Genomic DNA, 24,554 nt, shown 5'->3' on the forward strand with positions numbered 1-24,554 from the left:
AAAATAACTTAACAAACCTTAACAAGCTGTTAAGCATATTTAACATTTTAATACAATTTTAACTTAATTAATGCGCTTTAAATGTGTGAATAGCACTCGATCACTTGTTGTACCGGGTCATGGTGAGTTCGGCGCCGATGGTAACAAAGCTCTTGATCATCTCGATCGATCGATCGATCAGGGCGGGCAGTTCGGGAAGCTCATCCTTATCAAAGGCGTTCAGTACATAGTTCACCTGTTTGCCTTTCGGGAAGTTACTGCCGATGCCGAAACGCAGGCGTGCGTAATTACTATGCCCTAAAGTAGCTTCAATGTGCTTAAGGCCGTTGTGGCCGGCAGCGCTGCCCTTGGGTTTGAGGCGCAGGGTGCCGAACGGCAGCGCCAGTTCATCAACCACTACCAGCACATTCTCCACCGGCACCTTCAGCTCCTGCATCCAGTAGCGCAGGGCGTTGCCGCTCAGGTTCATATAAGTGGTGGGTTTGATGAGGTGAACCGTTTTACCTTTCAGCTTAAAGTCGGTATAGTATGCCAGGCGCATATTAAAAAACTGGCATTCCTGCTGTCTGGCCAGCTCATCCAGTATCATAAAACCAATATTGTGCCGGGTATCCGCATACTCGGGGCCAATATTACCAAGGCCAGCTATCAGGTATTTCATTATGCGGCAAAGATAGGTTTTTTCCGATTTCGGATGTCGGATTTTCAATTTCGGATTTTTAAAACTACAACTAAGACAGGTCATGCCGAACTTGTTTCGGCATCCCATCATACAGAACAGCTATGCAAATATTTTTTGAATTTTAGCTTTTGAATTTTGACTTAAAACACATGGGTATTTATGGGTATTTCTATATGTTTTTTCGTCAAATATCCCTTAATTTACTCCAAATGCAGCTTTCTTGTTTTTTACACCCATAAAATACATGGGTATCACATGGGTGTTCATGGGTATACCCATGTGGGTAAATTAATACGTTGCCTCTAAAGTCTCGCGCTTCAAAGTGTATACACATAGCCTACAATATACAAAAAAAACGCGAATTATCCAATAAACCATCGGTAGTTTTTAGCTACATTTAACTGTTTAACTTATTATTATGAGCAATGATACAAACACCTATTTCACAAAAGAGCACTTCGAAAACGAAATCAGACTGGATATAAACGAAGATGTTTTAAAGAGAATTTATAACGATGGGTTAAAGCCAACAGACCAACGACCTATCAACTTCTTCTTTGTAACCGACACGGAAGAAAAAGCCATCTTATTCAAAAACTATCTTGAAGACAACTTTCCTGATTATACCGAAATTGAAGTTTGGGACTACGAGGACAACTTTGAAATCAGAGGATTCACCGCTCCTTTAACAATGGATTTAGAACCTATCAATCACTGGAATCAAGCTATGTGGGATACCGGCTATAGCCATGATTGCGTACTTGATGGCTGGGAAGTAGAAACTTCTTAAACAAAATAGGGATAACCTTCCGATCATCCCTATTAAATATTTAATAAATGCCATTGTTGGTGTTGTCACCAACAATCCGCGCTATGCTTCTACAGCCTGCCCGATCAAATGATTAGCCACCAGATACTCCGCGATCTGCACGGCATTGGTAGCGGCGCCTTTACGCAGGTTATCGCTCACTATCCAGCAATTTAAAGTATTGGGCTGGGTTTCATCGCGGCGGATACGGCCCACAAAAACCTCGTCTTTTTCGTGCGCGTCGAGCGGCATCGGGTATTTCAGGTTAGCGATGTCATCGGTAACGATCACCCCGGGAGCCTTAGCCAATAGGGCTTTTACTTCATCCAGGTCAAAATCATTAGCAAACTCAATATTAACCGACTCGCTATGGCCACCCATTACCGGGATGCGCACGGTTGTGGCGGTAACGCGGATGCTGTTGTCGCCCATAATTTTCTGGGTTTCTTTAATCATCTTCATTTCCTCTTTGGTATAACCGTTATCACCAAAAACGTCGATCTGAGGGATAACGTTCAGATCGATCTTGTAAGGATATGCTTTAGGCCCGTCAATGCCGTTACGCTCGTTCATCAGTTGCTCAACGGCTTTAACGCCTGTACCGGTAACCGATTGATAGGTTGATACCACGATACGTTTGATCTGGTAAGCATCGTGCAGTGGTTTTAAAGCCACTACCATTTGTATGGTCGAGCAATTCGGGTTAGCTATAATTTTGTCTTCGGCGGTTAAAACATCGGCATTAACTTCGGGCACCACCAGTTTTTTGGTAGGATCCATGCGCCATGCCGACGAGTTATCAACCACGGTAGTACCTACTTCGGCAAAACGCGGGGCATCTTTCAGCGAAGTGCTGCCGCCGGCCGAGAACAAGGCCAGATCGGGCTTCATGCTAATCGCAGTGTCTACCGATACCACCTTAAATTGCTTACCCTTGTAAGTAATTTCCTTACCAACACTTTTTTCAGAAGCTACGGGGATCAATTCGGTAACCGGGAAGTTGCGTTCTGCCAGAACCTGCAACATTTTAGTGCCCACTAAACCAGTGGCACCTACAACTGCGACTTTCATTTTTTTTAAATTGTTTAATAAACTAATTAATAGTTTTCAAAGATGCAGATTATTTGTCGCTTATGAAAATTTGGGAAGAAATATCAGATAAAATCTATCAAAAGAGTAGCATATTTTATGCTCTTGTGACGGCTAAATGGCCATTTTAGCATGTCGTCGCCCTCTTTTGATTTCGGCCATTTTTTTACCTTTGCTGCCAGTAACTGACAAGCAACCCATGAGCGAAAAAATTTTGGTAATTGGCGCTAACGGACAAATAGGCACCGAACTGGTAACCGCATTAAGAGGAATTAACGGAGCAGAAAATGTAATCGCCTGCGATATCAACGATCCGGCTTATGCCATTCGCAACAGCGGTCCGTTCGAGTTGGCCAATGTGCTCGATAAAGATAACCTGCACCATATTTTCGAAAAACACCGGCCAACCCAGGTTTACCTGCTGGCGGCAATCCTGTCCGCCTTAGGCGAACAAAAACCCAAAATGGCCTGGGACCTGAATATGACCGGCCTGCTCAACGTGATGGATTTTGCTGTAGAGTTTAAAGTATCCAAAGTATTCTGGCCAAGCTCGATAGCCGTCTTCGGGCCGCATTCGCCACAGCATAACACGCCGCAGTATTGTGTGATGGACCCTAACACGGTTTACGGCTTCAGCAAACTGGCCGGCGAGCGCTGGTGCGAATACTATTTTAATAAATATGGTGTTGATGTGCGCAGTCTGCGTTACCCCGGCCTGATAGGCTGGCGGGCCAATCCCGGTGGCGGCACTACGGATTATGCGGTGCATATCTTCCACGAAGCCATCAAAAAGGGTCAATATCAAAGCTTTTTATCTGCTCAGACAGCCCTGCCGATGATGTATATGGACGATGCCATACGCGCCACTATCGAATTAATGGCCGCCCCGGCAGAAAAAATTAAAATTCGTTCGAGTTATAACCTCGCAGGTATTAGCTTTACACCCGAAATGCTGGCTAACGAGATCACAAAACATCTGCCCGGTTTTAAGATGAGCTACGCCGAAAGCGATCCCCGCCAGGCTATCGCCGATAGCTGGCCCAAATCGATAGACGACAGCGACGCGCAACGCGACTGGGGCTGGAAAATGGAGTACGACCTGGCCGGCATGACGGAAGATATGTTGGTTAACCTGAAAAAACTATATTCGTAGTAGATTAGTCGATAGTCCATGGCCGATAGTCCATGGCAACAAATAAAAGTAATTAACGATAAAACTATGGTCTATAGACTATTGACCATGGACTAAACAAACAATGGGAAGAGCATTCGAATTCCGTAAAGAAAGAAAATTTAAGCGCTGGGCCAAAATGGCCGTGCAGTTTACCCGTTTGGGCAAAGAGATAGTGATGGCTGTTAAAGATGGCGGCCCTAACCCCGAAAGTAACTCACGCCTGCGTACGGCTATGCAAAACGCCAAGGCTGTTAACATGCCAAAGGATCGTGTCGACGCGGCTATCAAGCGCGCATCAAATAAAGACGAATCGAACTACGAAGAGCTGGTTTACGAGGGCTATGCGCCACACGGCGTACCTGTACTGGTCGAAACTGCTACCGATAACACCAACCGCACCGTGGCCAACGTGCGCAGCTACTTTACCAAAGTTGGCGGCACTTTAGGCAAAACCGGCTCGCTGGATTTTATATTTCAGCGGAAGTCGATCTTTAGGTTTGAGCCGGGCGATCGTGACCTGGAAGAGCTGGAATTTGAACTGATCGACTTCGGATTGGAAGAACTTTATCTGGAAACCGACGAAAACGATCATGACATTGCCGTTGCGCAAACCGCATTCGAAGATTTTGGTAAGATGCAAAAGGCTTTGGAAGAAATGCACATCGAGGTAAAGTCGGCCAAACTGGAACGTATCGCCCTATCGCACACCAAAGTTACCGAAGAGCAGGCCGCCGATGTGATGAAACTCATCGACCGACTGGAAGAGGACGACGACGTACAGGCGGTTTATCATAATATGGAGGAGGAGTAGTTTTTTGATTTCGGATTTGTTTTAATTTCGAATGTCGAATTTTCAATTTCGGATTTAAAAAGATCGCTTTTTAACCATCATGTCATTGCGAGGTACGAAGCAATCGCACGGAAGCATGTTCGCCCTGTATAGCATGCGATTGCCACGCTACCGCTCGCAATGACATTTAATATAAGTCGCCCAGCCCATTGTTAGTGTTATCACCAACAATTCAACGCCGCAAATATGACTTTCGAAGAATTCTTCAAAAAGAAAAAGATCGACCTGGTGCAGCTTAAAGCTGCCGAGCCGGCGCTTTTTGCCGAATTTGAAAGCCATTATGCGCAAATGGGCGAAAAAAGCTTCGACCATACCAAAAAATACTGGTTCAATAACCTGCGCCGCCTGTACCATACACCCGAAGAACCCAAGGTTGAAAAGGTGAAGATCGAAAACCCGCTGGCCGAACAAACCATTATCGACTCGGTCACCGAAAAGCCCGAAGCGGCACCGGCGCCAAAGGTCGGTTTTACGCCACGCTTTAAATCAGGCGCAACCAGGCCGGCGACAGAACAACCTGTTACAGAAGAATCAAAGAACCAGACTCCGGCCGTTGCCGGTACCTCCACCACCGACCTGCCAACGGAAGCCAGGAACGAAGAGTCACCTAAACCCAAAGTTGGCTTTACGCCACGATTCAAAGCCGGCGTTACCAAACCTGCATCAGTGGCAGAAACTGAACCAAAAGCTGAAGAAAGTGTCAGGCCCGCCGTTGTTGGTGTTGTCACCAACAATCAACCAACAGAGGCTAAATCCGAAGATAACTCTCTGCCAGCCGAAGAAACGCCTAAACCCAAAATAGGCTTTACACCACGATTCAAAGCCGGTGTAACCAAACCAAAGAAAGAAGAGGGCAAAGAATAAAAAATGCGTTAGGGATAGCAGCGCCCGCCTGCCGGCAGGCAGGGATACCGGCCTGTGACTAATGCCCTGCGCAGTATGAGCGCCCGCCTGCCGGACGGGCAGGGATAGCCCGGCCCAAAGGGAACGCCCAAAAATAGAATCAAGAAGCAAGAGCCAGGATAAGCATCCTGGCTAGTCATTTCTTCACCAACCACTCACCACTCACCACTCACCACACTACCCCTCCAAATCGTTCTGGAATATCTTGTTGTATTTACGCCTGTCGAATTTATACAACTTGGCTGCCCGGTACGACACGCCTTTCTGCTTCTCATCCAGTTCCTTTAAAAAGCCATAGCTCAGCATCTTCTTGCGGAAGTTGCGCTTATCTAATTTCTTGGATAAGATAGCCTCGTACAGTAATTGCAATTGCGTAAGCGTGAATTTTTCGGGCAGCAGCTCAAATGCTATGGGCTGGTAGCTTAGGCGGCGACGCAGCTTTTGGATACTGGTATCAAATATCAGGCTATGATCAAAAGCCAGCTTAGGCAAATCATTAATGGCATGCCAAAATGCTTTTTTGGCGTACTGGGTAACAGGCTTTACTTCCTTTTGCCCTATGATGCGGATCAACGCGTAATAAGCAACCGTGATTACACGCCCCAGCGGGTGGCGGTGTATTTCGCCAAAGGTATGGAACTGCTCCATGTGCATATCGCGAAGGCCCGTAAGTTCGTATAAAATGCGGGTAGCGGCGGTTTCGATGCTCTCGTCGTTCTCAACCAGGTTACCAGGCAGCGCCCACCAGTCTTTAAACGGGTCTTCGTTACGCTCGATGAGCAATACCTTCAATTCGCCTGCCTCGAAACCGAAGATGACGCAATCGATAGAAAAAGCGGAATCAAATTTGGGTAAGCCTGTTTCCAAATGGGTTAGTGTTATTTTAAAAATTTAAATATAGGCTGTTAATCCGAATGAAAAAATAAAAAAATAAATTTAGTTAGTGTAAATTTTACACACTATATTCGCAGTTTCTAAACAAGCCTTACCCGCACATGCAAAACATTCGTAAAATTGCCGTTCTAACCTCAGGAGGTGACGCGCCGGGAATGAACCCATGCATCAGGGCGGTGGTACGCACCGCCATTTACAATAATAAGGAAGTTATTGGCGTAAGGCAGGGTTACCAGGGCCTTATCGATAACAACACCTACCCTATGCATACGCGTTCGGTAAGTAATATACTGGCCCTTGGCGGTACCATTTTAAAAACAGCGAGGTGCCTCGAGTTCCGTACCGACGAAGGCCAGGAGAAGGCTTACCGTAACCTCAAGGCGCAGGAAGTTGACGCGATGGTAGTGATAGGAGGCGATGGTACCTTTACCGGTGCCCTACGTTTTTCGCGCCGTTACCCGGATATTGCGGTGATCGGCGTTCCCGGAACTATCGATAACGACCTTTATGGTTCTGATTATACCCTCGGTTTTGACACTGCGACCAATACCGTTATCGAGGCGATCGATAAGATACGCGACACGGCCGATTCACACGATCGCTTATTCTTTATCGAAGTAATGGGCCGCGATTCGGGCTGCATCGCCTTACGCGCAGGTATTGCCGGCGGTGCCGAAGCCATCATGCTGCCCGAAACCGAAACAGGTATCGAGGATCTGATCAACAAGCTCGAAAGCTCGCCAAATAAGTCATCGAGCATCGTTATCGTAGCCGAAGGCGAGCACCATGGCGGAGCTTACGATATTGCGAAAATTGTTAAGGACAGGATAAAGTCATATCACACTAAAGTTACTATCTTAGGCCACCTGCAGCGCGGGGGCAGCCCAAGCAGTTTCGACCGTATTTTGGGCAGCCGTTTAGGCTATGCGGCGGTCAATGCACTGCTGCAGGGCGAGAGCCAGAAAATGGTGGGTTTACGCGGCAATGCGATCAAACTCACCAGCCTGGAAGAAGCACTGAGCCAGCACGAGTTTAAACTGGAGGACGACCTGATGGAAATGACCAATATATTATCTATCTGACACGATGATAGCAGTTGTATACAGCGGTTCAAACTATGCCGATTGGCGCTTAGCCATCAGGGATAAAACCGTTGCAACTTTTAAAACCCAGGGCATCAACCCTTACTTCAGTGATGAAGCAGCCATTAGGGCCCTGCTCAACAAAAATATAAACCTCATACACCATGCCGAAGAGATCAAAAAGATCTACTTTTTTACCGCGGGCGCTTCATCTCCCGAAAGGATAAAAACCGTACACGACGCATTGGCAACCTTTTTTAAACATGCCAAAGTTTACGTACAGCATGATATATTGGCAGCCGCCATAGCCAGCTGCCGCGAGAAAAAGGGCGTTGTTTGCATCCTGGGCAGTGGCAGCAATGCCGCCTACTATGATGGCCGGAAAATTGTACCTAACAATTATGGTATGGGTTACATTCTGGGCGACGAAGGCTCGGCAAGCTGGATGGGCAAAATGCTCTTAAAGGGTTTTATCAACGAAACCCTTCCCGAAAAGGTATCAAAAAAATTTACCAAACGTTACGATTACGACCGCAAGCAGATACTGGATAAGGTATACCGGCAATCGCAGCCGGCACTGTTTTTAAGCTCGTTTACCGATTTTATTCACGATAACCAGGACGACGAATACATCAAAAATATGGTCGCCGCGGGTTTCCGCGAGTTTATAGCAACCTATGTTGTTCCGCTGCTCAGGCCCGAGCCCGATACCCCGGTGTATTTTGTTGGCTCGGTAGCGGCAACCTTCCAAAACCAGTTGCAGCAAAGCGCTGCCAATATGAACATCAGTATCAGCAACATCATTAAAGAACCTATCAACAATTTATTAAAATATTATTCAAGTAAAAATTAGAAAACATCATGAAAATAGGAATTAACGGATTCGGCCGTATCGGCCGTTTAGCTTTCAGGGCCGCTGTTGACAGGCCGGATATCGAAATTGTTGGCATCAACGATTTGGTTGAGCCCGATTATATGGCTTACATGTTAAAATACGATTCGACCCACGGTCAGTTTAAAGGCACTATCGCTGTCGAAGGTGGTCACCTGGTAGTTAATGGTAAAACCATCCGTGTTACTGCAGAAAAAGACCCTGCAAACTTAAAATGGAACGAAGTTGGCGCCGAAGTGATCATCGAGTCTACAGGTTTGTTCCTGACCCAGGAATCGGCTCAGAAACACATCGATGCCGGTGCTAAAAAAGTAGTGATGAGCGCACCCGCTAAAGACGATACCCCTACTTTTGTAATGGGTGTTAATCATAAATCGTTAAAAGCAGATCAGCACATTATCTCGAACGCATCGTGTACTACCAACTGTTTAGCGCCTATTGCTAAAGTATTGAACGACAAATTCGGCATCGAAGAAGGTTTGATGAGCACTATCCACGCGGTAACCGCCACCCAAAAAACAGTTGACGGCCCATCGGCTAAAGACTGGAGAGGCGGCCGCGGCGCTTACCAGAACATCATCCCTTCATCAACCGGCGCTGCTAAAGCTGTTGGTTTGGTTCTGCCTGAGCTGAAAGGTAAATTAACCGGTATGAGCTTCCGTGTCCCGGTTGCCGACGTATCGGTGGTTGACTTAACCGCCCGCTTAAAAACACCTGCTACTTATGAGCAGGTTAAAGCTGCGATGAAAGAAGCATCAGAAGGCGAATTGAAAGGTATTTTAGGTTATACCGAAGACGAAGTAGTATCTGAAGATTTTAAAGGCGATGCCCGCACCTCGATATTTGATGCCAAAGCAGGTATCTCGTTAAACGATCACTTTGTTAAAGTGGTATCATGGTACGATAATGAATGGGGTTACTCAAACAAACTGATCGATATGGTTCAGGAAGTTGGAAAACTGTAATTAGTCCGTAAGTTGAGAGTCCGTAAGTCCGAAAGATTGTGACTACGATACTTAAAAGCCAGAAAGCCCGGAAATAAACTCCGGGCTTTCTATTTCTATTGACCTTTCATCTGCGGACTTTCGGACTGCGGACTTGCCGACTCTGCCTAAACGTGCACACCCTCCGCAATCTCTTCGATCATCTTTTTGTTGAAAGCTTCCAGATCGGCAGGGCTGCGACTGGTTACCAGCCCGTTATCTACAACAACCTGCTCATCTACCCAATCGGCACCGGCATTTTTCAAATCGGTTTGTAAAGATGGGAACGACGTTAAGTTGCGCCCTTTGATCATCCCGGTCTCGATCAGCAATTGCGGCCCGTGGCAAATGGCGGCTAACGGCTTGCTTTCATCCAAAAACGCCGAAGCAAAGGCAACCGCGTCTTTATTCTGCCGCAACTTATCCGGGTTTAAAACACCGCCGGGCAGCACCAGTGCATCATAATCGTCGGGGCTGGCTTCGCTTAACTTACGGTCAACCTCTACCTCGATTCCCCAGTCGGTTTGATCCCATGCCTTGATCCTGCTTTTTCCGTTGGGCGATATGATGTGCACTGCCGCCCCGGCTGCTTCAAGCGCCGCTTTCGGACTTGTCAATTCAACCTGCTCAAAGCCTTCCTCTGTAAGGATGGCTACTCTTTTTCCACTCAGCGTTGCCATAGTATAGATATTTTAATTTATAATTAATACATCTATAACTACAGGCAGCACAACGAATGGTTTTGAGAAGTTTTAAATGAAGCGAGTCCGAAAGTCCGCAGTCCGAAAGTCCGAAAGAAATTATCTATGTTTTTTTGCTATTAATAGCGATTAAAACATGTTAGAAATTCAAAATGAAACAAAAATTGAAAGTACTTATAGTTGCCCCTCCATCTTTCGGACTTTCGGTCTCCTCGACTTTCGGACTATAAACTACTCGCCCGTTGTTGGTGTTGTCACCAACAACTACTACTTGCTATTCCCGAACAACCAGGGCAGCAAATCAGGTTCGGCAAAGGCATCGTCCCAGCTATTATGGCCATCGTTCGCGTAAAGCGTAAATTTGGGGTGGCCCCCGGCAGCTTTAATGGCATCGACCATAATGAGCGAATGCTGGTACAGCACTACATCATCCTTTTCGCCGTGGAATATCCACATCGGTACTTTTTGCGCGTATATTTTGGCGTTGCGGGTATTATCGCCGCCGCAGATGGCAAAAGCCGCTGCAAATACATCGGGCTTGCGGCGCAGTATCTCGAAAGTACCCATACCGCCGTTGCTTAATCCGCCTATGTACACCCGGTGCTTATCCACAAAAGGTTTATCCAGAAACTGGTCGACACACCCCAGCAGCATCCGCATGGCCGGTGTAGGTTCACCGCCAACTCGGAACAACTGCTTCTCCTTGCCGTTAGCATCTTTTTCAATAACCCGGTTGCTCCACGACCCATCTGCCGGGCATTGCGGGAAAACTACAATAGCTGGAAACTTCTCCCGGTAACGTACCTGCAAAAACAATTGCCCGCCGTGCACAAGCTGCGATTTATTATCATTACCGCGTTCGCCGCTGCCATGCAGCACAAATACCAAGGGATACTTTTGATTGGGATCGAAATGCTCGGGGAACAATATACGATACGGCAGGGTATCTTTTTTGTGGATGTAACTGCCATGTTCGTACATGTTATAATCCTGGGCAAGAGCGTTAACTGCGGTAGTGAAAAGCAAGGCAGCAATAAGGCAGGTGGTGCGGTTTATCATTCGGGTATCTGATTTTGATTTATCTGTCAACGCAAAACTATCAGCAATAGTTTTAAGCCCCCTCTAAATCTCCCCCTGCAGGGGAGACTTTTTTAAAAGCCGTCTTTAAGCCCTCCCTACCGGGGAGGGTTGGGAGGGGCTACTTCTTCACGTTCGCCGGCTGCGGTACTTTAACGTAATACCCGGTTCCATCATAAACACGCTTGCGCGGATGTTGCTGGCAGGCATCAGAGCAGCAGCCATCCAATCTTTCGCCGCAGGCATCGCACTGGGTAAAATGCTCGTTGCACTCGGGGTTGGCGCAGTTGATCATCTTGGCGGTAACGGTGCCGCAGTTGTAACAGGTTGATATCACCTTAGGGTTAACGGCGTTAACGTCAACGGTCAGCCGGTTATCGAACACATAACATTTACCTTCAAAATCCTCGCCGCCGGCCTCTTTACCATATTTGATGATACCGCCATGCAGCTGGTACACATCGGTAAAACCTTCGTGCAGCAACAGGGCCGATGCTTTTTCGCATTTAATGCCGCCGGTGCAGTAGGTTAGTATCTTTTTATCCTTGTATCGGGCAAGTTCGTTTATTTTGGATGGGAAATCGCGGAAGTTCTCAATATCCAGTGTCACCGCATTTTTGAATTTCCCTACCGAATGCTCGTAGTTGGAACGCACGTCGAGCACAATTACATCGTCACGGTCCTTCATAGCTAAAAAATCTTTGGGCTCCAGGTGTTTGCCGGTTTGTTTTTGCGGGTTGATGATGTTAGGGTCGCGCAGGCCTGAGTGTACGATCTCGCTTTTGTAGCGCACATGCATTTTAACAAACGAAGGCTCTTCAACCTCATCAATCTTAAAATCGATACCTGCGAAGCGCGGGTCGGCATGCAGGGTTTGCATGTAGGTGGCGCAGCTTTCGGCAGTGCCAGATACGGTACCGTTCAAGCCTTCATCGGCCACGATGATGCGTCCCACCAGGTTAAGCGATTTACAAAATTTTAAGTGATCGGCGGCGTATTGCTCCGCCTCGCTTATTGTCGAATAACAATAATACAGTAGTGTTTGGTATGTGCTCATAAATACATTGATACTGCTGCAAACAGCGTTTAATGAGCCGCAAAGATAAGGAATAAGTCCGAAAGACAGAAAGTCCGCAAGTCCGAAGTGAAAAATAGGTTAGGAGTTGATGGTCTATCTTGCGGACTTTCCGACTCGCGGACTTCCGGACTTAATTAAAACCCATAATAAATCCTTATCCCCTGCTGGTATTTGGTTGGCCCCTGGTACGATACACCGTAATCAAGCCTGAAAAAAAAGCGCTGCATCCCGACATAAAACTCGGTATAATTGTGATTGTCGCCCGGTTGGGTAAGATAGTTTGCACCAATGATCTCCTCCAGCTTAAGCACCCTTAAACCGGCAATACGGTTAAAAAAATATCCCGAAAAATTATGCTCGATATGCCCTTCCAAAAAACTGGTGCTGTTGTAGGTATAATACGGTAGAAAATGGAAACTTCCGATCACAGGGGTAAAAGTTAAACCCTGGTTACCTTTAAACTGTTTGTAATCGGGATATATAAGGGCGGTGTTGTTAAAAAAATTGCCGGCTTTAAACATATACGAGGTATAACCATAAACGCCGGTTTTAACCCTGTCCTGTATCACTTCTATCTCGCCGTAATCATAATCCACGTCGGAGCCTAATACACTTTTAATGCCCTTGCGGTAAGTTATTTTAATCTGCGGATATTTTGATGGTGCATCAAACCTGCCGGCGGGAGTGGTGGTATACTCCTGCATAAAGTTATAAGTAGCTGATACTTTTAGTGTGACTGCATTGTTTTCCGTAAAAAGTATCGGGTAGTCGGTTAGCGGTGTAACCGGATTATTTGACGTAAAAGTGCTGTTTTGAAATGCGAACACCGTGTTATTCACCAGCGCATTACGTTTGGCGTATTCTATCTGCCCGTCGAACAGCAGTCCGCGGGCCATATCGCGCTGCAGGCCTATCCGCAAATAGCGCGATCGGTAGAGCTTTAAGGCATTGCTTTTAAAAAACAGCGTGCTTATCGTATTGCTGAACTGGCTTACCGACGATTCGCTGTTGATATCCAGTATGTCGCTGCCAAAGCTCCCGTAAACCATGGCCCTGTTTAGCGCATCGTAGGCATAGCTTGCGCTGATGTTGGCATTGAGCAGCTTATTGGCGAAACCATAGCGCAGGTTTGGGGCAATGGAGTATTGCCTGCCATATTCAAACTGCTTGTTGTACGCAGGCTTAAAGTTGATCCCCCAACCCTCCACGGTATTATAAAAAACAGTCTCGTACAAAGGGGGGAAGCTCAATGACGTTTTGCGGCGGAAGTTGACCACCGAATCGACAAAGAAAACGTAACCTACCGGGTTAAATTTGTTTTTTTCGCGTTGCAGCGAATCGAGGTATTTTGGTGTTTCGTGCTGCTGGGCTATCGCATCGCGCAGCTTATAATTACGCGCCTCTTCGGGCGATAAAGGCACAGGGCGGTTTTGCGACCAGTAAGCCGAATCGCGCCGGGCGGTTTGCTCATCGATATGGACCACCTCTCCGTTAAAAAAATTATCGGGGAATTTAGGATCGAGGTTATAATCGGTATAGCAACCCAGTATATAACCATCAAACCTGAAGCCAAAAACATTCCCGCTAAAGGTAAATGCTACCGATGCAGGCTGCCACACATCGCCCTGCAGGTTCATGTATTGCTGATCGATATTCAACGTATCTACCAGGTTAATGCCCGCCTTTTTCGTAACGTACAGGTGCGCATTGTAAATACGCCAGTCGCCATCAGTAATGTAAATATTGCCGGCAAAAGTTGCGCCGTGTACCAGCTTTGGCAACACCTGTATCTTGTAAATAAGGTGCCCGCTTTCGATAACGGTACCCAGCAGTTTGTAATCGTAATAATTTAAGGCCCTGTCGGCAATGGGCGATATAAAACCGCGCGGATTAAGGCCTTCGATATCAAAAATATTTTTATAAAAGTTAACCTGCAGGTCGGCTGCCCGGTTAAAATTAAAAGCGTTGTTATTGCCCGCCGCTTTTGACGACACCATGATCTCCTTATACCGGTGCGGCCCGTCGTAATTAAATTGCGATTGCGATTCTGATAGATACAGGATACCTTTTCCATCCGGCCCGAGCATCAATTGCGTGGCTACTGCCGGCGTTAGCAAACTTTTAGGCGCGCTGATCAGTTTTTGCGTCCCCCTGATGTACACGTTACACGAGTAGCCCTTGGTTTCTGCGAGATAGGCAGCCCGTTTGCCGATAGCCTTACGGATGATATCATAGGCTTTATCTCCATTATCGCCCGGCTTTAACTGGTAATCCTCCTTTTGCAGTTGTACGGCATGACCAGGCGTATTGGTACTGATTTCGATATCTTCGGTGAGTTGTTTATAACCGATAGCACGGTAAATGAGGTGGTATTTGCCCGGGTTAAGCTTCAACTGATAAATCCCTTCGGTATTACCTGCAGTACCCTGCGTAGTGCCTTTAACGTATACCGAAGCAAAAGCCACCGGGTCGCCCAGCGCACTGGTTACTTTACCTGTTAACACAACCTGCTGTGCCGAAACCTGGATGGTCATAATCAGGGCAAAAAGCAGCAATAAATTATTTTTCATATAGTAACTGCTTATAAAAGCTGCTTCAGGCTAAAAAAGTTTGAGTTGCCAGATAGTATTATTTTGAAATGATAATCCCCTTGCCGGGAAATGGACGGTATTGCTTAATTTCGCAGCAGTAAACTGACTAACCATTATGTACAATACCCTGAAACCTGTACTGGAACAAGAGCTTGCCGAAATTGAAAAAGCTGGCCTGTATAAACGCGAACGTGTGATTACCTCACCGCAAGGCGCCGATATTACCGTTACCGGCGGCCAGCACGTCATCAACTTTTGTGCGAATAATTACCTGGGCCTGTCATCGCATCCCAAGGTTATCGCAGCAGCTAAAGCAGCTATTGATACGCATGGCTATGGCATGTCGTCGGTGCGCTTTATTTGTGGTACGCAGGATATCCATAAAGAACTGGAGCGCAAGCTGTCGGAGTTTTTAGGTACCGAAGACACCATCCTGTATGCTGCTGCTTTTGATGCGAACGGCGGTGTTTTCGAACCTTTGTTTAACGATCAGGATGCGATCATATCCGACGAACTCAACCACGCCTCCATCATCGACGGCGTAAGGTTGTGTAAGGCACAGCGCTACCGTTACAAACACGATGACATGGCTGACCTCGAAGCCAAACTCCGGGAAACGCAAAACCTGCGCCACCGCATCATCGTTACCGACGGCGCATTTTCGATGGACGGCACCATCGCGCAACTGGATAAAATTTGTGCCTTGTCCGAAAAATACAATGCTTTGGTGATGATCGACGAGAGTCATTGCTCCGGCTTTATGGGCAAAACAGGCCGCGGTACGCACGAGCATCACAACGTAATAGATAAGATCGATATCATCACCGGTACGCTTGGTAAAGCCCTGGGCGGTGCGTCGGGCGGGTTTACCTCCGGCAAAAAAGAGATCATCGATATGCTCCGCCAGCGCTCCAGGCCGTACCTGTTCTCCAACACCCTCGCCCCTGCCATCACCGGCGCTTCGATAGCTGTAATTGATATGCTGAGCGAAACCACCGAGCTTCGCGACAAGCTCGAAAAAAACACGCAATACTTCCGCAAGGCCATGACCGATGCAGGTTTCGATATCAAACCCGGCGTACACCCTATCGTGCCTGTAATGCTGTACGATGCCAAGCTATCGCAAACCTTTGCCGCACGAATGCTGGAAGAAGGCATTTATGTCATCGGTTTTTATTATCCCGTGGTGCCGCAGGGCAAAGCGCGCATCCGCGTTCAGATATCGGCCGGGCACGATACCCACCATCTGGACAAAGCCATCGCTGCTTTTACCAAAGTGGGCAAAGAGCTGGGCGTGATCAGGTAAATATCTTACATTAAGCAAAATATGAGCCTGGATATGATTTTTAAGAGTTAATCGTTATCTTTCTTTAATCATTTACATACATGAAACGTTTAGCCCTTTTATTATCATTACTCCCTATATTTACCTTCACACAAAACGGCTTCGCTCAAAAAAAGAAGATCGTTGACGACATGTACGGCAAAGATACCAGCGATGCTCCGCGACGTACCGTTGTAACCGATACCAAATTCAGCGTAAAAGATTTTGCCAGCGGTTACCTGGTAATGCCCGATGATAGCCTGCTGTATGGTTGGGTGCGTTTTAACGGCAGCGTTGCCATTTTTAAAGATACGCTTACCAATAAAATAAAGCGTTACGGGCCAAAGGATATTAACGGCTTTGTAGCCGGCACCGATACCTTTAAAACTTTTGTAGATACTATAGTACTCGAGGCGAATCCCTACTACCGTGGTTATTACGGCAACCAGATGTTTCTGAATACACAGTTTGCCCAGCAACTCATCCATGGCAATAAGGTGAGCCTGTATAAATCGGTGCGCGAATACCCGAATATCAATAATTTTAGCGGCTATGGCTACTATCCTTACCGTTATTATCGCGGTGCCGATGGGACTATTAGTCAGGACGCATTATATTTGCAGCGTAAAGGCCAATGGGGATACATCTATGTACCCAACGATAAGCGTGCTTTTAAACGGTTGATGTTACGCTACTTTGCCGATAACCGTGAGCTGGTGCAGGAGATCAACTCCGGTAAACTAACCTACGACGACTTAGACGAAATTGTAAAACGATATAATGATACAAGATAAAATAGACCGGTACACTGCCGAGATCAAAGCCTTCGCGACAGGCAAAGCCGACGAGCTGGAGGCCTTCCGCATTAAATTTTTGGGCACCAAAGGCTTAATTAAAAACCTGTTCGAAGAATTTAAAACTGTTAGCCCCGAAGAAAAACGCACGTTTGGCAAGGTATTGAACGAGTTTAAGCAGTTTGCCGAAGCCAAATACCAGGACCTTAAGGAGCAGTTCGACTCGCAACCCGCAACTGAAAGCTCGCAACTTGATCTTACATTGCCGGGCGATGGCATGGCTGTGGGTTCGCGCCACCCCTTATCGCTGGTGCGTAACGAGATCGTGGACATATTTAAGCGCTTAGGCTTTGTGGTTGCCGAGGGCCCGGAGATCGAGGACGACTGGCATAACTTTTCGGCGCTCAACTTCCCCGAAGAGCACCCCGCCCGCGATATGCAGGATACCTTCTTTATCAAAAAGGGCGCAGGTAACGACATCGCTTTGCGTACGCATACCTCATCTGTACAGGTACGGATGATGGAAGCCGGCAAACCGCCTTTCCGTGCTATTATGCCCGGCCGCGTGTACCGTAACGAAGCTATTTCGGCACGTGCGCATTGCTTTTTCCACCAGGTTGAGGGTTTGTATGTTGATGAGAATGTATCGTTCAGCGATCTGAAACAAACGCTTTACCACTTTGTGCAGGAGCTTTACGGCGAAGGTACGCAGGTGCGTTTCCGCCCGTCGTATTTCCCTTTCACCGAGCCATCGGCCGAGATGGACGTGTCGTGCACCATCTGCAAAGGCGCAGGCTGCAATATGTGTAAATATAGTGGCTGGGTTGAGATACTGGGTTGCGGCATGGTCGACCCTAATGTATTGGAGAACTGCGGCATCGACAGTAAAAAATATACCGGCTTTGCATTTGGGATGGGCATTGAGCGCATCACCAACTTAAAATATGTGATACGGGATCTGCGTTTGTTCTCGGAGAATGATGTCCGCTTCCTGGGCCAGTTCCAAACCGAAGTTATTTAACCGGCGGGGGATTAGCAAGGTGTACGTTTTTTGCAAAACCATAAGGGTATAACAAAACGTATTTAGTAAAATTGGCGGGCATTTCGGTAGTTCATAAATTAAGGATACTTTTATGCTTATATTGATGAAGAAATATTGGGCCTTAGCTTTGATATTGCTGTGCTGGAGTTGTGGTAAAAGTAACCAGGGCTATATTCCGGATGTACCGGTAAGCTTTAGCGCGCCGCTTTCTGATCCGCGTTTAGCTGCCTTGAACAGTTATGGCGGGGCAGTTTTACTAACCGGTGGCGTGGCAGGTATCATTATCTACCGCGAGCCTAACGGCGGTTATGCGGCGTACGACAGGTGCAGCAGCTACCAGCCCGAAAAAAAGTGCGCTGTTACGCTGGATAGCCCTACGTTAACCGTAACCGATCCGTGCAGCGGGTCGAAGTTTTCGTTAACCGACGGGTCGCCGGTAAAGGCCCCCGCAACACGATCGTTAAAATCGTACACGGTTAATGTGGGTAATAATGAAATATCGGTATACAACTAATAAATGGAAGTTGATAAAATAAAAGAGAGCATCAAAAAAGCTGCTCAGGAGTTGTTCAGGAAATTTGGTTACCATAAAACAAGCGTAAACGAAATTGCCCGCCGGGCCAAAATAGCCAAGGCCACCATTTATAAATATTTTGAAAGCAAGGAAGATGTTTTACACGCCCTGCTGATGGATTATATCAAGGTTAGCGTGGATGACCTGATCCACAATTACAACAACGAGATGGACGAGGAAACCCACCTCACCAATCTCATCATGAAAACCAGCCGCCTGAGTTATACCATTTGCAACGAGTTTATCGGCTGGGATTTTATCCGCGAAAGCACCAACAGCCAGGATTTTTTAAAAAGCCTGAGCAACGAGCTCGAAGAACTGCTCATCAGCTCTTTTACCAAGGTGAGCGATTTCCGTAAAGACGAAACCTACCCCCAGCGCCTGCGTTTTCTCATCAAATCGAGCAAAAGCATCGTTTTCAGCTTTGCCTTTACCTCGGTAAGCGATTCGGACGTGCGCAAAAACTTCGTATCCTTTCAAAAAGAGATATTGCCTTATCTGGTAAAGGCGGCGCTGAAATAAAACAAGCGATTAAACCCGTAGCTAAAAGGATGGCAGCCTCGTAATTGTAATCCATACGAGTTTATTTAGGTGCAAGATAATCATTGGGTCCGCGCATCTATTCCTCACATATTTTTTTATTTTTACAGGTAATATGTTCAACCTGTTCCATTTAAGTGGGTATTATTATATCCCTGTTGCATTGCAGGCTTTTTGCTGCTTTCATGCCTACAGGCGTGGCACCCTGAATAATTGGCTATGGATAATCGTGTTTGTGCCGGTTATAGGTTCAGTCATTTATCTTTTTTCGGAAGTGTTCTCATCGCGCGGTGTTCGTCGCCCCAAAATAGATGTAGGCGCCATCGTCAACCCCGGCGGCAAGCTCAAAAAACTGGAGAATGAGTTGCGCTTCTCGGATACCTTTGCTAACAAAATTAAACTGGCTGATGCCTATCTGGCTGCAGGCTATATCGATAATGCACAGGAGTTGTACGAGGGCGCGTTGACCGGCTCGTTTGCTGATAACGAGCACGGGCTGTCGCAGTTACTGGTTATTTACTACAGGCAGGAAAAATATAGCGATGTGATCAATATCGCGAAAAAGATATCACGATCACAGAAGTTCCCAAAATCGACTGCCCATTTACTTTACGCCCAGGCACTGGAGCATACCGGCGAGACCGAACTGGCCGAAAAAGAATTTAAAGCGATGAAGGGCCGCTACTCCTGCTTTGAGCAACGTTACGAATACGGCTTATTCCTGAAACGCCAGAATCGGCCTCAGGATGCCGAACGTATCTTTAACGAAATACTGGACGAGGTACCGCAACTAAGCTCGATGGAAAAGAAAAATGCCCGCGCCTGGGCAGCTAAAGCCAAGCTCGAAATGCGCGATATGGTGAGTTGAACGCCCCTCCGCCGCCCTGTTACCCGCACGTATCCGACTTCAAACCCTACCCTGTTTTGATCTTTAACTTAAATTTATTTGCATTTATAAAGTATTTATATTTACTTTGAAATACAAAGTACTTTATGGTCAAACAACTACTTTGTAGCAGCCAGCTAACATCGGTTATATTTTTAGTTATTAACTCTGAAATACAAAGTACTTTAAAAACCCAAAAAAATATGCACACAAGTAATTACTGGATAAATCATTTCAAGGAAAATGCAACCAAAAACCGGATCTATTGGGCTGCCGGACCTGAAATCTCTGCCGATGAAATTAAAACTATACTGCCATCGTTACAAGCCTGGCAACTGGGCGAAACATCAGAAGGGCTGCATCTGATCGCCGCTTCGACCAAATATGCCCATAAAATCGGCGATGCCGATTATGTGGACGCTGTACGGTTATTTATTAAAGAAGAACAAAAGCATGGTAATAACCTGGGCCGGTACCTGGACGAAATTGGCCAGCCGCGGATAAGGCAAAACTGGGGCGATACCCTGTTTCGTAAAATAAGGTACTTTAACACCAGTATGGAGATATGGACGCTGGCCGTGATCGTAGTTGAAAGCACCGCCCAGGTTTTTTACCAGGCTTTAAAGGATGCTACTCAATGTGATCTGCTCAGGCAAATATGTACCGATATATTAATTGATGAGGCTTACCATATCACCTTTCAAACAGAGCGCCTGGCTATGATCTATCATAACAAGCCTGGGTTCTCAAAATCCTGGCGAAAGCTGGCTTATAAGTATTTTTTTTATGCCACAGCTGCCCTGGTATGGTTTGCACACCGCAGCCTGTTTAGAGCCGGGGGCAACAGCTTCAACGTGTACATACACAAAATGATTTTAAAATACCAGAAAACTTTACACTTTATAACGCAACGCATAAGCACACAATTAGATAGCGCTGCAATTTAAGATCAAAGAAATAAACCGACAATAGCAAGCTAAAGAATCTCCAGCTAAATTTTTTTTCATAATTTCTAAAATACTTATCTTATGAACATGAATAATCACATCGAACACCTGTATTTCAAGTCGAAAAAGACCTCATTAATCGTATTGGCGGCAACGGCTGTCATTTGCTCAAGGATGTTTTTTTTCTTTTTCAATGATCCTGAAGGTCCGAATCTTTTAATAGTTACAGGCTTCGCATTAGCAGTGTATTCATTATCTGCTGCGGCATATCTGTTCGCGCCTGTCAAAATAACGGGTGCCAAGAGGCTTTCGGCAGTAATTTTTCTCCAAATATTATCGGTTACCGGCCTCTATTTCTGTATGAAGTGATTAGTTTCTGCTTTCTGCCAGAAATATCATTCACAATTAACATAAATTTAACATAATTATACCAAAATCAAATTTGGTTTTTAGTATAATTTTTACTATGCTTGCATAATATTAAATTCAAATGCCATGAGTCGCGAATTGAAAGATTTTTCAAACATGATCGATGAGCGCTTTGAATTAGCTGACGCAAACGAACCGGAAGGATTTTGGGAATTTATTATTTGTTTGTTCATCTAAACCAGGCCTCAAGCTGATCCCTGCTTCCACGCTTTTAAAGGGTGCTGAGCTATTTTGTGCCTGTATTTTAGCAAATCCGATATTTCAGGTTAACTTTGCAGCCGAATGAGGACCTACGCTGTAAAAGAAAAAAAAGTAATAGAAAACGTTACCATAATCGACATTGCCGAAGAAGGCAAAGGCGTTGGTAAAACCGACGACCTGGTAATATTTGTGGAAAAAGCTATCCCTGGCGATGTGGTGGATGTAGAGATCTATCGTAAAAAAAAGAACTTCGCCGAGGCTAAGATCCTTAACCTGGTAAAACCATCCGGATACCGCACCGAAGCCTTTTGCCAGCATTTTGGGGTTTGCGGCGGCTGCAAATGGCAGCACATGCTGTACGACGCTCAGCTCACCTACAAACAAAAATCGGTTACCGATGCTTTACAGCGCCTGGCCAAGGTCGAGCTGACCGGCATGATCCCCATCCTGCCCTCAAAATTCACCAGCTATTACCGCAACAAGCTCGAGTATACCTTCAGCAATAAACGCTGGCTCAACGATGGCGAGATCCGCACCGACGATACCGATATGAATGCCCTGGGTTACCACATCCCGGGCCGTTTTGATAAGATACTGAACATTGAGCACTGCTACCTGCAGGCCGATCCGTCGAACCAGATCCGCAACGGCGTACGCGAATATGCGCTTAAATACGGCATGAGCTTTTACGATGTACGCGAGCATACCGGCGCTTTGCGTAACCTCATCATCCGCAGCTCGTCAACCGGCCAGCTGATGGTGATCGTGGTTTTCGCTTACGCGGATGGAGAGCAAATTGAAGGCATGATGCAGTTTGTTGCAGATAGCTTTCCGCACATCACTTCGCTGTTGTACATCGTTAACCAGAAAAAGAACGATACCATATTCGATCAGGAGGTAATTACTTACCGTGGAGAAGATCATATCCTCGAAGAAATGGAGGGTATCAAGTTCCGTATCGGGCCAAAATCGTTCTACCAAACCAACTCGGAGCAAGCCCTGCACCTGTACGAAATTGCCCGCGACTTTGCAGGTTTTAAAGGCGACGAACTGGTTTACGATCTGTACACCGGCGCAGGTACCATTGCTAACTTTATAGCTGCCCATGTAAAACAAGTGGTGGGTATAGAGTATGTGCCGCAGGCTATCGAGGATGCCAAAGTAAATTCGTTCATCAACAACATCACCAATACCAAATTTTTTGCAGGTGATATGAAGGATGTGCTTAACGCCGATTTTGTAACAGAACACGGCAAACCCGATGTGATCATCACCGACCCGCCACGCGCAGGCATGCATGCCGATGTGGTTGCCCGTCTGATGGAGATCGAAGCGAAGAAGATCGTGTACGTAAGCTGTAATGCCGCCACACAGGCCCGCGACCTGCTGGTACTGAAAGAAAAATACGACGTGGTTAAAATACAGCCGGTAGATATGTTCCCGCAAACACAGCATGTTGAAAATGTGCTGCTTTTACAATTACGAATTGCTTAACACAATGGACCCCGAAGAACTGTTAAACGACAATACCGAAGGCCAGGCCAAAAAAGAAAGCCCTTTGAAAAGCCTCGAGGCCGATCTGAAAATCTATAGCGAATCTATACGCGAGGTAGCTATCGAGATCATGGTTGAAGGCATTTCGCTCTATCCTATCTTCATAGCTCACCAGCACGAGGTAAAGCTTGGCGAAGTGATACTCGACCGTATCGAACTCAACACCAACTGGACCATCAACGCCTCCACTTTAGAGGAATTTGTTGAAGCCGGCGTGATCAAAAAACAACTGCAGGAGCGCTTTATCAAGACCTATAAAAAACCCGAAGACTTTATGTGCATATTTGCCGTAGTGCCCGAAGGAGCTAATTTTATATTTTTCCCATACGCCAAAAATTAATTTTTACCTTAGTCAACACAAAGCTATTGCTCATGCCCGACAAAAAAATATTGGTACTTAACGCACAGCAAATACAGCAGAAGATAGACCGTATTGCTTACCAGGTATTGGAAGACAACCTGGACGAAAAGGATATCATTATTGCCGGCATTTTACCCCGGGGCAACTTTGTGGCCGAAAGGCTGAAAAAGGTTTTGGATGATATCGCCCCCTTCACCAGCAAACTCATCACGATCGAACTCGATAAAACAAGTTCATCGCTCAAAGCCAAAATGGATGTAAATGTTGCCGAATGCGCCAATAAGGTAATTATCCTGGTCGACGATGTATTGAGCAGCGGCAAAACCCTGGCTTATGGCTTAGGCGTTTTTTTAGATGTGCCGCTTAAAAAAATGAGCACCGTAGTATTGGTCGATCGTAACCACAAAAGTTTCCCCGTAGCTACCGATTACGCGGGCGTAGCCTTATCAACCGTTTTAAAAGAGCATATCGATGTTGTTTTAAACGAAGCCGGGCAGGAAGACGCCGTTTACCTGCGCTGATCAGCTGGTTGCGACGAGTGCAGCCATATCATCCACATTCAGCGTCAGCCCATCTAAAATATGCGTTGCCTGGTTGTAAAAACCTTCACGTTCGGCCAGTTTACCGTCAATAAAAGCAACGAGTTCATCACCTTTTTTGCCTTGCAGTACCGGGCGCACCACTCGTGCGTTCTCCAGCCTGTCGGCCAGCGTTTTTGGTGATAGTTTAATGTACAGTGTTTGGCCGTGCGTATTCATCCAGTCCATATGATCGAAAAAGCAAGGCAAACCGCCGCCGGTTGATATCACGGCCTTTTCGGGATAAGGATACTGTTTCAGCACTTCCGATTCAAGCCTACGAAATTCCTCTTCGCCGTGTTCGGCAAAATATTCAGCTATGCTTTTGCCAACCCTTTCAACCAAAACCGTATCCAGGTCAATAAACTCATACTCCAGCCTGGCCGCCAGTTTTTTGCTCCAGGTAGTTTTACCGCAGCCCATAAAGCCGATTAAATAAATATGGTTTGGATTAGAATTGGTTGACATGCGGCAAAAATAATGGGGATTTATCAATATTTAAATTATTTCAAATAATAGG

25 protein-coding genes are annotated in these 24,554 nt (G+C 46.3%); 17 read left to right on the forward strand and 8 right to left on the reverse strand.

Annotated elements, in window-relative coordinates; genetic code table 11:
* Positions 1–100: 100 nt before the first annotated feature.
* Positions 101–661: an aminoacyl-tRNA hydrolase gene (gene pth, locus BEL04_RS15275; RefSeq protein ID WP_066005591.1), complete on the reverse strand. Its 561-nt coding sequence runs from the start codon at positions 659–661 to the stop codon at positions 101–103.
* A 439-nt stretch (positions 662–1,100) separates the two neighbouring features.
* Between pth and BEL04_RS15280 the strand changes: the two genes are divergently transcribed.
* Positions 1,101–1,472, forward strand: a complete 372-nt coding sequence (locus BEL04_RS15280; protein ID WP_066005592.1) for a ribonuclease E inhibitor RraB — start codon at positions 1,101–1,103, stop codon at positions 1,470–1,472.
* Positions 1,473–1,553: 81 nt separating this feature from the next.
* Here the strand turns inward: BEL04_RS15280 and BEL04_RS15285 are convergent, their stop codons facing one another.
* Positions 1,554–2,561, reverse strand: coding sequence for an aspartate-semialdehyde dehydrogenase (locus tag BEL04_RS15285; protein WP_066005594.1), 1,008 nt, complete (start codon positions 2,559–2,561; stop codon positions 1,554–1,556).
* A 217-nt stretch (positions 2,562–2,778) separates the two neighbouring features.
* Between BEL04_RS15285 and BEL04_RS15290 the strand changes: the two genes are divergently transcribed.
* The 3 genes from BEL04_RS15290 to BEL04_RS15300 all read left to right on the forward strand — a co-directional run bounded on the left by BEL04_RS15290 (position 2,779) and on the right by BEL04_RS15300 (position 5,467).
* Positions 2,779–3,732, forward strand: a complete 954-nt coding sequence (locus tag BEL04_RS15290; protein WP_066006236.1) for an NAD-dependent epimerase/dehydratase family protein — start codon at positions 2,779–2,781, stop codon at positions 3,730–3,732.
* 103 nt (positions 3,733–3,835) lie between these two features.
* The gene (locus BEL04_RS15295; RefSeq protein WP_066005596.1) at positions 3,836–4,564 is read left to right on the forward strand and encodes a YebC/PmpR family DNA-binding transcriptional regulator; all 729 of its coding nucleotides are present in this window, start codon (positions 3,836–3,838) and stop codon (positions 4,562–4,564) included.
* A 225-nt stretch (positions 4,565–4,789) separates the two neighbouring features.
* Positions 4,790–5,467, forward strand: coding sequence for a hypothetical protein (locus BEL04_RS15300; protein WP_066005598.1), 678 nt, complete (start codon positions 4,790–4,792; stop codon positions 5,465–5,467).
* Positions 5,468–5,683: 216 nt separating this feature from the next.
* On the opposite strand, the gene BEL04_RS15305 is transcribed toward BEL04_RS15300, so the two are convergent.
* Positions 5,684–6,373: an NUDIX domain-containing protein gene (locus BEL04_RS15305; RefSeq protein WP_083227953.1), complete on the reverse strand. Its 690-nt coding sequence runs from the start codon at positions 6,371–6,373 to the stop codon at positions 5,684–5,686.
* Between the two features lie 128 nt (positions 6,374–6,501).
* Here BEL04_RS15305 and pfkA point away from each other — a divergent pair, with 128 nt between their 5' ends.
* Genes pfkA through gap form a run of 3 tightly spaced genes read left to right on the forward strand, consistent with a single transcriptional unit; the run spans position 6,502 to position 9,339 of the window.
* Positions 6,502–7,482 carry a 6-phosphofructokinase gene (gene pfkA / locus BEL04_RS15310; protein ID WP_066005601.1) on the forward strand — a complete coding sequence of 327 codons (981 nt, stop codon included), beginning with the start codon at positions 6,502–6,504 and terminating at the stop codon, positions 7,480–7,482.
* A gap of 4 nt (positions 7,483–7,486) precedes the next feature.
* Positions 7,487–8,335, forward strand: coding sequence for a BadF/BadG/BcrA/BcrD ATPase family protein (locus BEL04_RS15315; protein WP_066005602.1), 849 nt, complete (start codon positions 7,487–7,489; stop codon positions 8,333–8,335).
* An 8-nt stretch (positions 8,336–8,343) separates the two neighbouring features.
* The gene (gap, locus tag BEL04_RS15320) at positions 8,344–9,339 is read left to right on the forward strand and encodes a type I glyceraldehyde-3-phosphate dehydrogenase (RefSeq protein WP_066005604.1); all 996 of its coding nucleotides are present in this window, start codon (positions 8,344–8,346) and stop codon (positions 9,337–9,339) included.
* Positions 9,340–9,485: 146 nt separating this feature from the next.
* Here the strand turns inward: gap and BEL04_RS15325 are convergent, their stop codons facing one another.
* The 4 genes from BEL04_RS15325 to BEL04_RS15340 all read right to left on the reverse strand — a co-directional run bounded on the left by BEL04_RS15325 (position 9,486) and on the right by BEL04_RS15340 (position 14,783).
* Positions 9,486–10,037: a type 1 glutamine amidotransferase domain-containing protein gene (locus tag BEL04_RS15325; protein WP_066005606.1), complete on the reverse strand. Its 552-nt coding sequence runs from the start codon at positions 10,035–10,037 to the stop codon at positions 9,486–9,488.
* A gap of 288 nt (positions 10,038–10,325) precedes the next feature.
* On the reverse strand, positions 10,326–11,117 hold the full coding sequence (locus BEL04_RS15330; RefSeq protein WP_066005608.1) for a prolyl oligopeptidase family serine peptidase: 792 nt from the start codon (positions 11,115–11,117) through the stop codon (positions 10,326–10,328).
* Positions 11,118–11,256: 139 nt separating this feature from the next.
* Positions 11,257–12,192: a rhodanese-related sulfurtransferase gene (locus tag BEL04_RS15335; RefSeq protein WP_066005609.1), complete on the reverse strand. Its 936-nt coding sequence runs from the start codon at positions 12,190–12,192 to the stop codon at positions 11,257–11,259.
* A gap of 155 nt (positions 12,193–12,347) precedes the next feature.
* A complete protein-coding gene (locus BEL04_RS15340) occupies positions 12,348–14,783 on the reverse strand; it encodes a DUF5686 and carboxypeptidase regulatory-like domain-containing protein (RefSeq protein WP_066005613.1) in 2,436 nt (811 codons plus the stop codon).
* Between the two features lie 136 nt (positions 14,784–14,919).
* On the opposite strand from BEL04_RS15340, the gene kbl reads away from it, so the two are divergent.
* From kbl to BEL04_RS15395, 10 genes are all read left to right on the forward strand, one after another.
* On the forward strand, positions 14,920–16,110 hold the full coding sequence (gene kbl, locus BEL04_RS15345; protein WP_066005614.1) for a glycine C-acetyltransferase: 1,191 nt from the start codon (positions 14,920–14,922) through the stop codon (positions 16,108–16,110).
* An 80-nt stretch (positions 16,111–16,190) separates the two neighbouring features.
* Entirely contained in the window at positions 16,191–16,922 is a 732-nt protein-coding gene (locus BEL04_RS15350) for a hypothetical protein (protein WP_066005618.1), read from the forward strand.
* Complete coding sequence (gene pheS, locus BEL04_RS15355; protein WP_066005620.1) at positions 16,909–17,943, forward strand: phenylalanine--tRNA ligase subunit alpha; 1,035 nt, start codon at positions 16,909–16,911, stop codon at positions 17,941–17,943. Before BEL04_RS15350 ends, pheS begins: the two co-directional genes overlap by 14 nt.
* A 124-nt stretch (positions 17,944–18,067) precedes the next feature.
* Entirely contained in the window at positions 18,068–18,478 is a 411-nt protein-coding gene (locus tag BEL04_RS15360; protein ID WP_066005623.1) for a nitrite reductase (NAD(P)H) small subunit, read from the forward strand.
* A gap of 3 nt (positions 18,479–18,481) precedes the next feature.
* Complete coding sequence (locus tag BEL04_RS15365) at positions 18,482–19,060, forward strand: TetR/AcrR family transcriptional regulator (protein ID WP_066005625.1); 579 nt, start codon at positions 18,482–18,484, stop codon at positions 19,058–19,060.
* A gap of 133 nt (positions 19,061–19,193) precedes the next feature.
* Positions 19,194–19,946 (forward strand): hypothetical protein, encoded by a 753-nt coding sequence (locus BEL04_RS15370; RefSeq protein WP_066005630.1) that lies wholly within the window; start codon positions 19,194–19,196, stop codon positions 19,944–19,946.
* A gap of 221 nt (positions 19,947–20,167) precedes the next feature.
* Complete coding sequence (locus tag BEL04_RS15375) at positions 20,168–20,911, forward strand: ferritin-like domain-containing protein (protein ID WP_066006237.1); 744 nt, start codon at positions 20,168–20,170, stop codon at positions 20,909–20,911.
* A gap of 711 nt (positions 20,912–21,622) precedes the next feature.
* Positions 21,623–23,035 carry a 23S rRNA (uracil(1939)-C(5))-methyltransferase RlmD gene (gene rlmD, locus BEL04_RS15385; RefSeq protein WP_066005635.1) on the forward strand — a complete coding sequence of 471 codons (1,413 nt, stop codon included), beginning with the start codon at positions 21,623–21,625 and terminating at the stop codon, positions 23,033–23,035.
* Positions 23,036–23,039: 4 nt separating this feature from the next.
* A complete protein-coding gene (locus tag BEL04_RS15390; RefSeq protein WP_066005637.1) occupies positions 23,040–23,435 on the forward strand; it encodes a hypothetical protein in 396 nt (131 codons plus the stop codon).
* A 32-nt stretch (positions 23,436–23,467) separates the two neighbouring features.
* Positions 23,468–23,977 carry a phosphoribosyltransferase family protein gene (locus tag BEL04_RS15395; RefSeq protein ID WP_066005640.1) on the forward strand — a complete coding sequence of 170 codons (510 nt, stop codon included), beginning with the start codon at positions 23,468–23,470 and terminating at the stop codon, positions 23,975–23,977.
* Here BEL04_RS15395 and BEL04_RS15400 read toward each other — a convergent pair whose 3' ends face one another.
* Positions 23,978–24,502: a shikimate kinase gene (locus BEL04_RS15400; protein ID WP_066005644.1), complete on the reverse strand. Its 525-nt coding sequence runs from the start codon at positions 24,500–24,502 to the stop codon at positions 23,978–23,980.
* Positions 24,503–24,554 lie beyond the last annotated feature (52 nt).

The organism is Mucilaginibacter sp. PPCGB 2223, assembly GCF_001705515.1.
Lineage (GTDB): Bacteria > Bacteroidota > Bacteroidia > Sphingobacteriales > Sphingobacteriaceae > Mucilaginibacter.